Source organism: Fontisphaera persica (assembly GCF_024832785.1).
Classification (GTDB): Bacteria; Verrucomicrobiota; Verrucomicrobiia; order Limisphaerales; family Fontisphaeraceae; genus Fontisphaera; species Fontisphaera persica.
Genome location: NZ_CP116615.1, coordinates 3,072,130 through 3,086,575 on the forward strand (window position 1 = coordinate 3,072,130; position 14,446 = coordinate 3,086,575).

A 14,446-nucleotide genomic window follows, 5' to 3' on the forward strand; every position below is an offset into this window, starting at 1 on the left:
CGTAGTGTGCCCTTTTTCCGCCAAACGTCAAGTGGCGGCAAAACACCATTCCCTGCCCCCCTCCACCAGGCCCCCGAAAAGAGCGGTTGCCGACGCTGTTCCTGGGGGACGGCCCGCCGCCGAACCTTGACGCCATGCAAGGCCCATTTTCATGAGCTTTTCGTGGAGAGAGGACCACGGGCATGCCTTCTCCCGCTGAACGAAGAACCCCTTGCCGGGAAGCTTGAGAGCCATGCCTCCGGAACCTGGCACCCCTACCGTCCCGGAGCGTTTTCCGGTTTTTCCGGTTTATCCGGCTTCTCCAATTTGCGGAGGCGCTCCGCAAAGGCGCGGCGCTGGGCCGGAGTTAATTCCGCCTCAATGTTGCGATGCAACTGGCGCAACGCCTGCTGCAATTCCTGCCGCGTATTGGACTGGATGCGGGCCACTTCCTGCGTGAAAACCTGGAAGTGTTTTTCCAGCGCTTCCGCCTGCTCCGCCGTGGGCCGGATGGCGCGCAGGTAACTGGCCTTGCGGCTCTCTCCCCAGCGCCGCGTCAGATTATCTGTGCGCGCCGGTTTGTTGGTGGCGGCAGGCGTCAGGATTTCGGCGGAAGTCGCCGGCGTTTCCTGCCGGCTGACGCTACGCTGGCCAATTACCACCCCCGCGGCCATTCCCAGGCCAAAGAGGGCCACCAGGGCCAGGCCGGTTTTCCATGCCACCCAGTTCACCATGTCAAAGCCTCCTCCATGACCACTTCGGTCAAATCAGGCTCCCACTCATTGACCGGCAGGATGAACCAGCACAGCAATACAATGAGCGTGGCCACCGGCAGGGCGCGCACGGACATCTGCCACCACAACTCCAAAGACACCGTGGGCGCGGCGGACAAGCGCGACAAGACGCGCGTATAAAAGCCCGGCGGCGGCTCGCCTGCGGGCCCGGGTGTGGGCCAGCGCCGCCGTGCGGCCGTGCTCAAATGTTGCCAGGGGGATTGGCCAGTTTTCATAACTTTGACCCCATGCGTTGCATCCAAATCTTTAATTTACGCCGCGCCCGGAAAGCCCGCACGCGAATGGCCACGCTGGACCACCCGGTCAACTGCTGCACCTCAGTGGCCGTCCGCCCTTCCAGGTCCAGCATCTCAATGACCACCCGCTCCTCCGGCGCGAGCCGGGAGAGGAGTTTCCGGGCCAGCTCCACCGTGCCCGCCTGCAGGTCGGCCAGCCGTTCGGGCGATTCCAAACTCTGCTCTAGCGCCTGCGCCTCTTCTTCGGTCAAATCGGCCAGGCGCAGCTCTTTATTGCGCACCTCGGCCCGCAAATAATCCAGGCATTGATTGGTGGCAATCCGTGCCAGCCAATGCCGCAGCGGAGCGCGCTCGCGCCAGGCGCCCAGTTTGTCAAAAAACTTGATGAATACTTCCTGCGCCACGTCCTCTTCCGCCGGCGGCGGAATGCGCCGCGCGCGGATGATGGCCATGACCGTGGGATAAAGGGCCTGCATCAAGGCGCGCGCCGCCGACTCGTCGCGCCGGAGCAACCAGGCTTGCGCCCAGCGTTTAAGGTCGGCATCCGCAGCTTCGACTTGAGCCTCTGCATCCCAGGGCACCCGGTTAATTTAACGAAGGGGCAGGCGGGGGTGTTACTAAAAAATGAGCGCGCACCCTCCTCCAAAACGGCCCATTATTTGCTGGCTAAAAGACCAAAAGCGGCTATGTTTGGCCGACATTTATGAAAAATCTATTCCGGCCAGCAGTCCTCCTGGTTGCCATCCTTGCCCTGCCCCTCACGGGTTACCCGCAAATCGGCGGCCCGAATCCCGGTTCAGCCTTTGATGTGGCGTTCACCAAATTATTTGGGGACATCAAAGGTTTCAGTGCCAAGTCCGACATTGCGCTCAAAGAGGCCAAGGGCGTCACCACCCTCGCGGCCAACTTTGCCATGCTCGACGACAAAATCCGCATGGACATGGATTTGGGGCAAATCAAAGGGCCGGACGTCCCCCCCGACATGGCTGCCCAATTAAAAGGGATGGGGATGGACAAAATCTCCACCATCGTGGACACCAAAGCCAAACGTGTGCAGCTTATCTACCCCACCGCCAAGGCCTACGCTGACATGCCCCTGCCCCAAGAACAGGCGGCAGCACTGGAAAAAGAGCCCAAAATGGAGCGCACCAAGCTGGGTGAAGAGAAGGTGGAAGGCCACGATTGCATCAAGTACCGCTACACCTTCGAGGATGACCAGGGCAAAAAGCGCGAGGCCCTCGTCTGGCAGGCCGCCAAGCTCAAAGACTTTCCCGTCAAAATCCAAACCACCGAGAAGGGCAACGAAATCACCATCCTCTACAAAGACATCAAACTGGACCGCCCGGCCGCCAGCCAATTCGCGGTGCCAGACGATTTCACCAAATACGCCGGCATGATGGAATTGATGCAGGGCGTGATGATGAAGCAGATGCAGGTGCCGCGGTAAACCGCCGCCGCAGGCTGTCCTTGAGTTGTCAAGCGGCGGCCGCGTGGATATATTGGGGCACTTGAGGGCGGACATTGCCCGTTCAGAAGGCGCTCGCCTCGAGCCATTTACCTCTCTGCGGACATGGCACCCCCTCCTGATAACGTTGTGAAACCGGAACAAGCAAAGGATTCCCTGAACGCAGGCGTCCCCGGCATAAGCCGGGCCACGCGGGCGGCACTCAACGCCGCCATGGCCTGCTGCGAGAACTTGTTGGAAGTCTCTCTGGCGGAAGAGCCGCCGGAGGAGGCCGGCATGGTGATGAGCACCTTCATCGAGCGGCTCCGCAAAGCCGGCCTCGAAGTGCCGCACGTCGTGCGCACGCCTTACCTCAACACCATTCCCCCGGAGGAAGAACCCGATTATCCCGGCGACGCTGAGCTGGAGCGGCGCATCAAGAGCTACATCCGCTGGAATGCCATGGCCATGGTGGTCAATGCCAACAAGGATAATGATGGCATTGGCGGCCACATCTCCACCTACGCCTCCTGCGCCACCTTGTACGAGGTGGGCTTTAATCATTTCTTCCGGGGGGGTGATGGGGACCGTCCCGCCGACATGGTATTTTTCCAGGGCCATGCCGCGCCCGGCATCTATGCGCGGGCTTTTCTCGAAGGCCGGCTGACCGAGCAACACCTGCACCATTTCCGGCAGGAACTGGCTGAGGGCGGCGGTCTCTCCTCCTATCCCCACCCCTATCTCATGCCGGAGTTCTGGCAGTTTCCAACGGTGTCCATGGGATTGGGGCCGATTAATTCGATTTATCAGGCGCGCTTCAACCGTTATCTGAAAAACCGGGGTTTATTAAAGGGCGAGGAACCTAAAGTCTGGTGTTTCGTTGGCGACGGCGAATCAGATGAACCGGAAACGCTGGGCGCCATCACCCTCGCCTCCCGCGAAAACCTGGACAACCTCATCTGGGTGGTCAACTGCAACCTGCAACGCCTCGACGGCCCCGTCCGCGGCAACGGCAAAATCATTCAGGAATTGGAAAGCGCCTTCCGCGGCGCCGGCTGGAATGTCATCAAGGTCATTTGGGGCAGCGATTGGGACAAGCTCCTCAAAGCCGACAAAACCGGCCTGCTCAAACGGCGCATGGAGGAAACCATTGACGGCGAATCCCAAAAGTACTCCGTCGAACCCGGCAGTTACATCCGCAAGCATTTCTTTGGCAAATACCCGCCCTTGCTCGAGCTGGTGAATCATCTGACGGATGACCAGTTGCGCAAGCTGATGCGCGGCGGCCATGACCGCAAAAAAGTATATGCCGCCTACCATGCCGCCGTGAACCACAAGGGCCAGCCCACCGTCATCCTGGCGCAAACCGTCAAGGGCTACGGGCTGGGCGAGGCGGGTGAAGGCCGCAACATCTCCCATCAACAAAAAAAGCTCAACGAAAAGGAGCTGCGCGAATTCCGCGCCCGCTTCGGCGTGCCCATCAGCGATGAGGAAATTGCCGAGGCGCCCTTCTACCGACCGCCGCCGGACAGCCCGGAAACGAAGTATCTGCTGGAGCGCCGCAAGGCGCTGGGCGGTTTCCTGCCTGAGCGCAAGGTCAGAGCGGCGCCGCTGACCACGCCCAAGCTCTCCGAGTTCAATGAATTTTTGAAAGGCTCCAGCACCCCGGCCTCGACGACGATGGCCTTTGTGCGGCTGCTGGTGGGACTGTTGCGCAACAAGACCCTGGGCAAGCACATTGTCCCCATCATCCCCGATGAGGCGCGCACCTTCGGCATGGACCCGCTGTTCCGCGAGTTCGGCATTTATTCCTCCAAGGGCCAGCTTTACGAGCCGGTGGACCACAAGTCGCTCTCGTATTACAAGGAAGCGCGCGACGGCCAGATTCTGGAAGAAGGCATCACCGAGGCCGGCTCCATGGCCTCGTTCATCGCTGCCGGCACGGCCTACGCCTCCCATGGCATCCCCATGGTGCCGTTTTACATTTATTATTCCATGTTCGGCTTCCAACGGGTGGGCGACCTCATGTGGCTGGCCGGCGACATTCGCGCCCGCGGTTTCCTGCTCGGCGCCACCTGCGGACGCACCACCCTCAACGGCGAGGGGCTGCAACATCAGGACGGCCACAGCCTGCTGCTGGCCAGCACCATCCCCACGCTGCTGACGTATGACCCGGCTTTCGCCTACGAAATTGCCGTCATTATCTCTGACGGCCTGCGCCGGATGTACCAGGAGGGGGAGGACATCTTCTATTACCTCACGCTCTATAATGAGAATTATCCCATGCCGCCCATGCCCGCCGGGGTGGAGGAAGGCATCCTCAAGGGCTTGTACAAGTATAAACCCGCGCCCGAAGGCATGAAATACAAGGCCCAGATTCTGGGCAGCGGCACCCTGATTCACTCGGCGCTCAAAGCGCAAGAAATCCTGGCCGCCCGTTACGGGGTGGGGGCGGACGTCTGGAGCGCCACCAACTACAAAAAACTGCGCACCGATGCCTTGCAAGCGCGCCGCTGGAACATGCTCCACCCGGAGGCACCCCCGCGCAAATCCTACCTCGAGACGCTCCTGGAAAAAGAAACCGGCCCCTTTGTGGCCGTCTCGGACCACATGAAGAGCGTGCCCGACCAGATTGCGCCGTGGGTGCCCGGCGGGTTGATGACCCTCGGTACCGACGGCTTCGGCCGCAGCGATACCCGGGCGCGTCTGCGCCGGTTTTTTGAAGTGGATGCCGAATGCACGGTGATTGCCACCCTGTATGCGCTGAGCCAGCAGGGCAAAATCAAGCCCTCGGTGGTCACGCAGGCCATCAAGGATTTGGGGGTGGACCCGGAGAAGGCGTTTCCGCAATGTCTGTAGCCGCCGGGCCTTGCCGGCCCGGGGCCTGGCCAAGGTGACGGAGGCGCTTTAATCCACCTCGCCCACCCGATAGAACCGGCGCGGAGACAGCCGCGGGTCGGGCGTGGTGTAATGCATCAGGTTGTTGGTGGCGGTGATTAAATCCAGGCTTTGCCACGGGCCGGTCACCTCGTCCGCGTAGAGAATTTCATAGTTATACGCCGGAAAGGCCGGAAAACTCAGGCGCAAATGGCCGTTGGTCAGCAAGCTGGCGCCGCTGATGGTCTGATTGGTGGAGAGGATTTTCAAAATGACATTGCCCTGCGCGCCATACTGGCCCTCCACCGAAATGTTGTAGGTGGTGTTGGAGGTCACGCTGAGGATTATACGGCTGTAACGGGCGCCGTCCTTGGCAAAATCATTTTGGGCCAGGAGGTTGGCGACGTTAAAATTGACCCCCCGGAAAATGGCCAGCACGGTGTCTATGCTGCTGCCCTCCGTGGTGAAGATGACGCGTCCATTGAACGGCGCCGTCCAGCTCCACCAAATGGAGCCGCCCCCCACGATGTTGGGGTTGGAGTACTCACCAGTTTCGCGCGTGGCATTGACGGTGGAGCCGGTCACCATCGCGGGAAAACCGGCGATGGCCACGCGGTTGGAAAACATGTCATTGGGCGGGGTGGTGAGCTGTTCAAGCTGCAGCCGGACCACCCCAAAATCCAGGGAAGGCGGATCGCCGAACAAAGCCGTGTCCACCGCAATGTAATAGGTGCGGCCGCCGACGGCATTAAAGGTGACCGCGCTGTTGGGGGCAAAAAACGTGTCATCGTTGTTGGTGGCCACCACCGCTAAATTATTCAGCGCCGTGCCGGTGTACACCGCCAGCACCGTATCGAGGGGGCCGCCGTAGTTGTCCGGATGCAAGGATAGACTGTCGAAAGTGTTGATGGTGGTGGCGCCATTGCCGGGCGCGGTCCACCGCCACCACAAGGAGCGTCCGCCCGCCACTCCGGCGTGATTTGGCTCGCCCGCTTCCCTGGTGGCAATCAGGTTGGTGGCCGTGGCGGTGGCCACGGAGCCGCTCAGCGGAGCGGCGCCGGCCCAGGCGTCATTGGGCAGGGCGGGCATGGGTTGGAAATGCAAATTCACCACAGCCTCGCCATACTCGGTGGCCGCCACGCCGGTAACCTGGATTTTATATTCACGCCCCGGCACGGTGGGGAAGTTGACGCGGCTGCGGAAATCATTGGTGCCATAAACATTCCACGCCACCAATTGGTAATCCGTAAAGTCGGCATTATTGCCCGTCCACACGCCGAGCAGGGTGACGAAGCTGCTGTCGGCCGTGTCAATGGTCACCAGACCGTTGGTGGGTGCCACCCAGCCCCACCAGAGGGTGCGCAAATCACGCTCGGCGTTCGGGGGCAGTGGCTCGCGGTTCTCGGCGCTGGCGCGGCCATTGTAGCTGTAACTGGTCGCCTGATTTCCGCTGAGCATTACCCGACTGGCCACCAGGTTATTGTCGGGCACAATGCTCAGCTTGATGAACCCGTAATTTTCCGCATTCACGTCATAAGCGCCGTCCACAAAGATGTAATAAATCTGATTGGTCTGGGCATTGGCCAGCGGCACCAGGCTGGTGGTGTCCATGGCGGAAGCTCCGTTGTCATCGCTGGTATCCGGCGCAACTGCCCAGCTCAGGCCGGCAATGGTGGGGGGATTTTGCGCATTGGTCAGCACGCCCAGAAAGGTGTTGAACATGCTGCCGTAGGTGGTGATGAGGTAGTTGCCGTTGACGGGGGGTGACCACTTCCACCACACCGTGCGGCGCGGGAAGAACCGGGTGTTGAACGGGTCATCCTGCGTGGCATTGATTTTGGTGGATTCGCCGGATTCTTCCGTGGCCAAACCATTCATGCCGGTGGCGGTCACTACCGCGCCCGTCAATAGCAGGGCCTGGCTCAAGTGGTCGTTGTGGGGCTGGATGCGCAGGGTGATTTCCCCACTCTGGGTGTTGGTCACGCCACCGTCCACCCATTGCGCTCCGTCCACCGCAATGCGGTACACCTCGGTGGTGCTCGTCACCGTGAAGGCAATTAAATTGCCAAAGCGGTCAATGGACATGTCGCCGCCCCAATAGACTTCAGTATCAGAAGCCACCTTGACCAGATTGGTGATTTCCGGCCCCGTGGACCGGTACAAGGACAGGACCGTCTGGCAACTGCTCGGATAAGTGCTCACCAGATAATTGCCGGGCGCCGGCGGCGTCCACTCCCACCACAGGGATTTGCCCGGAGGATTGGTGCCGCGGAAAATGGAGCCGGTGGCATGGGTGTGCTCGTAAGGCTCCTTGCCGGCCTTGCCGTTGTAGGAAATCTGTTCCACCAACGCGCCGCTTACCAGACGCCGGTCGGCAAACGAATCGTTATTGGGCACAATCACCAGCCGCACCACCCCTGCCGGGCTGCCCGCCACGCCGTCCACCGCGATTTTGTAGGCCACACTGGCGCTGGCATTGGTCAGGGCAATTAAATCCCCCCCCGCCGGCCCCCATGGGTCCACGCCGTCATTGTCCACCGCCACCTGAGTCAAGGCGCTCACACTATTGCCGGTGAATACACCCAGGACGGTGTCGAAAGAGCTGCCAAAGGTCGAGATGAGGTAATTGCCATTGGCGGGGGGGGTCCACTCAAACCAAATGGTTTCACGATTCGCGCTGGGGAGCAAGGGCGGCTCCCCCGTCTCGAAAGTGGCCCCCACATTGTCCGTGGTTACCACCACATAGTTGGTGCGCGGCAGAATCAATCGTTGTTGAAACAGGTCATGGGCCGGGGCGGCCATCCCCTGAATAAGGGAAACCATAAAAAAGAAAATCCACCACCCGGCAGGGCTATGCTTTTGTGCCATCATGCTGGCTCACAGCATGGCAAAAAAACATTAAAATTCAAACTTTTACTGCCCGCCCGCCTTTTTCGCGCCACCTTTCCGATTGTTACGCAAGGCGGCGTTGCCTTGCTCCACAGCCCGGGGCCAGAGTTTAGACTTGGAATGGCGGCGCGGGAGCGATACCACAAGGCCATGCAAACCATGACTTCCCGCGAGCGTGTGCGCACCGCTCTAAATCATCGCGCCCCGGACCGCGTGCCTTTGGACCTGGGCAGCACATGGGTTACCGGCATTCACGCCAGCACCTACAGCCAACTGCGCCGGGCGCTTGGCCTGCCACCCAAGCGCGTCAAAGTGGATGAACCTTACCAAATGCTGGCCGAGGTGGAGCCGGAAGTGGCGGATTTGTTGGGGGTGGACACCGTCACCATCAAACTGCCCACCACCATTTTTGGCTTCCGCAATCAAAATTGGAAACCCCTGACCCTGTTTGATGGCACCGAAGTGCTGGTCAGCGAATGCTTCAACATCACCGTGGATGAGCAGGGCGACTGGTTGATGTATCCCCAGGGCGATTTGCGCGCGCCCCCCTGCGCCCGCATGCCCAAGGGCGGCGACTTCTTTGATGCCATTGTGCGGCAGGCACCCGATGCCGAGGAACACCTGGACCCGCGCGAATTTGCCGAGCAACAGGTAAGCCGCCACACCGAGGAAGACCTGGCCTTCCTGCAGCGGGTGACCGATGACCTTTACCGCAACACCGACAAATCACTGGTGGGCTGCTGGGGTCAGGGCGGATTTGGGGACATTGCGCTGGTGCCGGGACTGCATGTGGCGCATCCCAAAGGCATACGGGACCCCCAGCGCTGGTATGAAATGCTCGTCGAGCGGCCGGATTACATCCGCGAGATTTTTGAGATTCAATTCGAGATGGTGTTTGAAAACCTCAAGCTGTACCGGCAGGCGGTGGGCGACAAGATTGATGTGCTGGTCATCAGCGGCACAGATTTTGGTTCGCAGCGTGGTCCGTTCATTGCTCCGCGGATGTACCGCGAGCTGTTCAAACCCTTCCATAAACGGCTCAACGACTGGGTGCACCAACACACCCCCTGGAAGACTTTTTATCATTCGTGCGGCTCCATTGCCGCCTTTTTGGATGACTTTATTGACGCCGGCGTGGACATCATCAATCCCGTGCAATGCTCGGCAGCCGGCATGGAGCCGGAAACCTTGAAGCGCCAGTACGGCGACCGCCTGGTCTTTTGGGGCGGGGGCGTGAACACGCAACAAACTCTTCCCTTTGGCACGCCCGACAAAGTGCGGCAGGAAGTGGCCGAGCGCATCCGGATTTTCAACCAAAACGGCGGCTTCGTGTTCAACACCATTCACAACATCCAGGCCCACACCCCCGTGGAGAATGTGCTGGCCATGTACGAAACCGTGCTGGGGCGCAGCTTGCCGAGGGCGCACGTTTGAGGCTACATTGCCGCCGCATGACGGCGCGCGTGGAAATCATCAACACCGGCTCCGAGCTGCTGCTGGGGCGGGTGCTCAATACTCATCAACTCTGGCTCTGCCGGCAACTGACCGACGCCGGTTTCGCCGTGACCCGGCAGGTGACCGTGCCGGACACCGGGCCGGAAATCGCCGCGGCGGTGCGTGAATCTCTTGGCCGGGCGGAGGTGGTCATCACCACCGGCGGACTGGGGCCGACCTCCGATGATTTGACCCGCGAGGAGGTGGCCAAACTTCTGGGCCGCGCCCTGCGGGAAGACGCCGGGGTGTTGCAACATATTGCCGGCTATTTTGAGCGGCGCAAACGGGTGCAACCGGCCAGCACCAAAGTGCAGGCCCTGGTGCCGGAGGGGGCCACCGTTTTCATGAACCAGTTTGGCACCGCGCCGGGCTTGTGGATGGAAGTGCCCGCCGGCCAGTTTCGCGCCGCCGGCGGCGCGGTGCTGGTGATGCTGCCGGGGCCGCCGCGCGAGTTGCATCCCATGTTTCGGGAGCAGGTGTTGCCCCGCTTGCGCCAGCATTTTGCCGGCTTGGAGGATTACGCGGTGGTGACGCTGCGCTCCAGCGGGCTGGGCGAATCACGGGTGGAGGAAATCATCTCCCCGCCGCTGCAGGAGCTGCTGCAACAAGGGCTGGAGTTGGGCTTCTGCGCCCGCCCCGCCGAGGTGGATGTGCGCCTCTCGGCGCGCGGGCCGCAGGCCGCCGCGCGGGTCCGCCAGGCCCGCCAGGTGGTGGAGCGGCTCATCGGGCCTTTTATTTATGGCGAAGGGGAGGAGCGCCTCGAAGAAGTGGTGGCGCGGCGGTTGTTGGAAAATAAGACGCGGCTGGCGCTGGCGGAGTCCTGCACCGGGGGATTTCTCGCCCACCGGCTGACCAATGTGCCGGGCATTTCACAAGCCTTGTGGGGCGGCGTGGTGGCTTACGCCAATGAAGCCAAAAGTCTATGGCTGGACGTGCCCCCGGCGCTGTTGGCGGAACATGGCGCCGTGAGCGCGCCCGTGGCGGAGGCAATGGCGCGGGGAGCGCTCCAACGAGCGAATGCCGAGGTGGCCATCGCCATCACCGGCATCGCCGGGCCGGGCGGCGGCACACCGGAGAAACCAGTGGGCACGGTGTTCATCGCGCTGGCGTGGCGGGAGGGCATCCACGTGCAACCCCACCTCAACGCCATGGACCGCGAGACGTTCAAATATGTCACGACGCAGCAGGCGCTGGATTTGCTGCGGCGATGGCTGAACGGCCTGCCCCTGGAACAGGGGCGGCCATAAAAAAACCCGCAAGCGAGGGCGCTTGCGGGGCCGAAAACAACACCCGAAGAAAGCTTACTCTCCATCACTGCCGATGGCTTCCACCGGGCAGTTGGCAATGGCCTCTTCGCATTGCTTCACTTCCTCTTCGTTTTCCGGCTGTTTGAACACGTAAGAGAAGCCGCCTTCCTCGTTGCGCTTGAAATTATTGGGAGCGGTTTCGCGGCACAGGTCACAATCAATGCACTGATTGTCCACGTAATATTTGCCCGGCGCGTTGATCGGGTATTTGTTTGCTTTGTCAGCCATAAGATATTCCGTGTTAAAAGCGTTAACTAACACCCAAATCTTGCGGTTTCCCCCCGGCTTGGCAAGCTACTTTTGGCAAAAATTTGACGTTTTTTTGCCTTCCAAAAACCGCTGGCCGGCCGCGGGGCCAGAGGTTAAGTTGAACAGGCAACTTCCTATGAGCAAACGAGCATTGGTGGCAGCGTGCCTTGGGGCGGTGGGAAGCCTCATGCTGGCGGGAGCATTGGCTGCCGGGGCCGCGGAGGCCTCCGCCGCCGCGCGCCCGCTGGTGCTGAAGCGCGGATGGATGGCCCTTCCCGGAGACCGCGGCGCACAAACCGCCCTCCAGTTCTGCCGCGATACCGAATTGTTCTGTTACGTGCAACTCCCCACCGCCGCCGAGGTGGCCGCCGCCCGCCAAAACGCCGCCCGCGCGGGTTTGTATGGCGTCCGCATTTTCATCGAGGAGGGGCCGTTCAGCCAATTGCACCTCGCCGACCATCTGGCGGATGTCACCCTGCCCATCGGCGCGGCCCTGCAAATGCCTGAAGCCGAGGCCCTGCGCGTCACCCGCCCGGGCGGTGAGGTCATCCTGGGCGCTAAAAAGCTGGTGAAACCGTTTCCGCCCGGCGTGGATGACTGGACGCATCCCTATCATTTGCCGGACAACAATCCCGTTTCCCGCGACCAGGTGGCCCGCGGACCTTATTTAACCCAATTCCTGGCGGACCCGCGTTACGCCCCCCTGCCGCAGGTGGCGGTGGCCGCCGCCGGCCGCATTTTCAAGGCCTTTGGCCACATTGCCTTCAAGGAACGCGAGGAACCCTGGCTGAACACCCTGGCCGCCTTCAATGGTTACAACGGGACGTTGCTCTGGCGGCGCGAGATTGCCCCGGCCCTCATGGTGCACCGCAGCACGCTCATCGCCACCGCGGACCGCCTCTACTTCGGGGATGACCGTTCCTGCAAAATCTTCGACGCCGCCACCGGCGAGCTGGAAGATGAAATTGCGCCGCCGGAAGACGTGGCCGGCGGCACCTTCTGGAAATGGATGGCGCTGGAGGAGGGGGTGCTGTATGCCATGATTGGCCCGCAGGAAAAACGCGACCCGGTCATCCGCGCCCGCAGCACCGGCCATGGCTGGCCCTGGAATCCGCTCTCCCCCGGCTTCAATCAGCCGGAAAACCCGTGGGGCTACGGCCACACGCTGCTGGCCCTAGACCCTCAGAGCAAGCGCATCCTGTGGCGGCACGTGGAAGAAAAACCGATGGACGGCCGGGCCATCTGCCTCAAGAACGGACGCCTGTTTTTATTTAGCCACGGCCAATATCTGGTGGCGCTGGAGGCGGCCACCGGCAAGGTCATCTGGCGCAAAACTCCCGAAAACGCGCCAGAGCTATTTCAGGCGCTTGGACCATACTTGGGGCGCCAGGACTGGCGCACCAACTGGCGCACCACGGCCCTGATGCGCGCCGGCGACCACGCCCTCTATTTTGCCGGCCCGGCCATGGCACGGTTGGCAGCGGTTTCCACCGATGACGGCCGGCTGCTCTGGACCCAACCTTACGATAATTATCAACTGGTGCTCTATGACAACGCCCTTTACGGCATCAGCGGTGAAATTGACAAGGAAATCAGCCGCAAGTTTGACCCGCTGACCGGCCGCGTGCTGGCGGAAATCGCCATCAACCGCCGGGCCTGCACCCGTCCCACCGCCACGCCCGATGCCATCTTTTTCCGGGCCGGTGAAGGCTCTGTGCGCCTGGACACCATGCAGGACCGCCCCCAGTTGGTCTCCCCCATGCGCCCCAACTGCCATGACGGCGTGACCGTGGCCCACGGATTGCTCTACTGGTGGCCCTCGGTGTGCGATTGCAACCTGAGCCTCTACGGCATCACCTGCCTGGGACCGGCCGGCAATTTCGATTTCAACCAGCCCGCCCGCGAGAGTGAGCGCCTCCAGCGCTTGCGGGCGGCGGGCAATCCTCGGCCCCTCCTGGTCGGCAGCAATGACTGGCCGGTATTCCGCGCCAACGCCCAAGGCTCGGTGCGCACCTCCGCCGCCATTCAGGAAAAAGCGCGACTGCTCTGGGAATTTGCCCTCCCGCCGCAGGTCACCCCCACCGCGCCAACCGCCGTGGAAGACTTTGTTTTTGTCGGGGGCTCCGATGGCATGGTGCGGGCCGTCCGCGCGGCCACGGGACAAAATGCCTGGACCGCCTTTACCGGTGGCGAGCTGCGCCTGCCGCCCACCCTGGCGGAGGGGCGGGCTCTGGCGGGCAGCGGCGATGGCTGGGTGTATTGCTGGCGCGCCCGCGATGGCGCCCTCCTTTGGAAATTCCGCGCCGCGCCCGTGGAGCGCCGCATTCCGGTGTATGGCCGGCTGCTCTCCACCTGGCCCGCCGCCAGCGGTGTGCTGGCGCAGGACGGGGTGGCGTACGTGGCCGCCGGACTGGCCAATTACGACGGCACGCATGTTTATGCCCTGAACGTGGCCGATGGCAGCCTGCGCTGGCAAAACAACACCTCCGGCCATTTGGACCGCGAAAGCCGCACCGGAGTGGGCGTGCAGGGGCATCTGCTGCTTCTGGGCCAGCGCCTCTATATGGCCGGAGGCAACGCCGTTTCCCCGGCCGTCTATGATTTGGCCACCGGCCGCTGCCTCAATGAGGAGGACTTCACCCAAAAACAAAAACGCGGCAACCTCCTGGGCTCTTTCAGCCCGCGCGGCTGGGAACTTTACCTCGTGGGAAATGACGTGCGCGTTGCCGGCAAACCGTATTATGCGCATCCCCAATGGCCGGTGTTTGATGACTGGGTGTTGAAGAAGACGTTGTACGTCACCGGGCAAGGGTGGGATCTCGCCTGGGCCAATAACAGCAAATTGATGTGCTTTGATGACCTGGGGCCAAACCGCCCCGCCTTTCAGCGCACCCACTGGGGCAATACTGAAATAAAACAACCCGCCCCGCGATGGAGTCATCCTACCCCCGATGGACGGGCCATTGCCGTAGGAGTCAATGCGGTGGTGGCCGCCACCGGTAGCGAGCTTTGCGCCTGGAGTTTGCAGGATGGCTCGCTGTTGTGGAAACATGCGCTCCCCGCCCCTGCCGTGCCATGGGGGCTGGCTATTACGCGCGACGGCCGCGTCCTGGTCACCCTCGAAAACGGCCGCCTGCTATGCTTCGGGTAAGTGGTGGGACAATCACCACGTCGCCC

The 14,446-nt window shown here is 61.7% G+C and carries 10 protein-coding genes; 5 read left to right on the top strand and 5 right to left on the bottom strand.

Annotated elements, in window-relative coordinates:
• Positions 1-254: 254 nt before the first annotated feature.
• Genes NXS98_RS11475 through NXS98_RS11485 form a run of 3 tightly spaced genes read right to left on the bottom strand, consistent with a single transcriptional unit; the run spans position 255 to position 1,590 of the window.
• Positions 255-713: a hypothetical protein gene (locus tag NXS98_RS11475; RefSeq protein ID WP_283845120.1), complete on the bottom strand. Its 459-nt coding sequence runs from the start codon at positions 711-713 to the stop codon at positions 255-257.
• Positions 707-988, bottom strand: coding sequence for a hypothetical protein (locus NXS98_RS11480; protein ID WP_283845121.1), 282 nt, complete (start codon positions 986-988; stop codon positions 707-709). Before NXS98_RS11480 ends, NXS98_RS11475 begins: the two co-directional genes overlap by 7 nt.
• Positions 985-1,590 (bottom strand): RNA polymerase sigma factor, encoded by a 606-nt coding sequence (locus NXS98_RS11485; RefSeq protein ID WP_283845122.1) that lies wholly within the window; start codon positions 1,588-1,590, stop codon positions 985-987. Before NXS98_RS11485 ends, NXS98_RS11480 begins: the two co-directional genes overlap by 4 nt.
• 122 nt (positions 1,591-1,712) lie before the next feature.
• Here NXS98_RS11485 and NXS98_RS11490 point away from each other — a divergent pair, with 122 nt between their 5' ends.
• Positions 1,713-2,456, top strand: coding sequence for a DUF4412 domain-containing protein (locus NXS98_RS11490; RefSeq protein WP_283845123.1), 744 nt, complete (start codon positions 1,713-1,715; stop codon positions 2,454-2,456).
• 231 nt (positions 2,457-2,687) lie between these two features.
• On the top strand, positions 2,688-5,312 hold the full coding sequence (gene aceE, locus NXS98_RS11495; RefSeq protein ID WP_283848165.1) for a pyruvate dehydrogenase (acetyl-transferring), homodimeric type: 2,625 nt from the start codon (positions 2,688-2,690) through the stop codon (positions 5,310-5,312).
• A 48-nt stretch (positions 5,313-5,360) separates the two neighbouring features.
• Here aceE and NXS98_RS11500 read toward each other — a convergent pair whose 3' ends face one another.
• Complete coding sequence (locus NXS98_RS11500; RefSeq protein ID WP_283845124.1) at positions 5,361-8,153, bottom strand: hypothetical protein; 2,793 nt, start codon at positions 8,151-8,153, stop codon at positions 5,361-5,363.
• Between the two features lie 216 nt (positions 8,154-8,369).
• On the opposite strand from NXS98_RS11500, the gene NXS98_RS11505 reads away from it, so the two are divergent.
• Positions 8,370-9,653: a uroporphyrinogen decarboxylase family protein gene (locus tag NXS98_RS11505; protein WP_283845125.1), complete on the top strand. Its 1,284-nt coding sequence runs from the start codon at positions 8,370-8,372 to the stop codon at positions 9,651-9,653.
• Positions 9,654-9,670: 17 nt separating this feature from the next.
• Positions 9,671-10,960: a competence/damage-inducible protein A gene (locus NXS98_RS11510; RefSeq protein ID WP_283845126.1), complete on the top strand. Its 1,290-nt coding sequence runs from the start codon at positions 9,671-9,673 to the stop codon at positions 10,958-10,960.
• Between the two features lie 54 nt (positions 10,961-11,014).
• Here the strand turns inward: NXS98_RS11510 and NXS98_RS11515 are convergent, their stop codons facing one another.
• The gene (locus NXS98_RS11515; RefSeq protein WP_283845127.1) at positions 11,015-11,248 is read right to left on the bottom strand and encodes a ferredoxin; all 234 of its coding nucleotides are present in this window, start codon (positions 11,246-11,248) and stop codon (positions 11,015-11,017) included.
• A 157-nt stretch (positions 11,249-11,405) separates the two neighbouring features.
• Here NXS98_RS11515 and NXS98_RS11520 point away from each other — a divergent pair, with 157 nt between their 5' ends.
• A complete protein-coding gene (locus NXS98_RS11520; protein ID WP_283845128.1) occupies positions 11,406-14,420 on the top strand; it encodes a PQQ-binding-like beta-propeller repeat protein in 3,015 nt (1,004 codons plus the stop codon).
• The last annotated feature ends 26 nt before the right edge of the window (positions 14,421-14,446 follow it).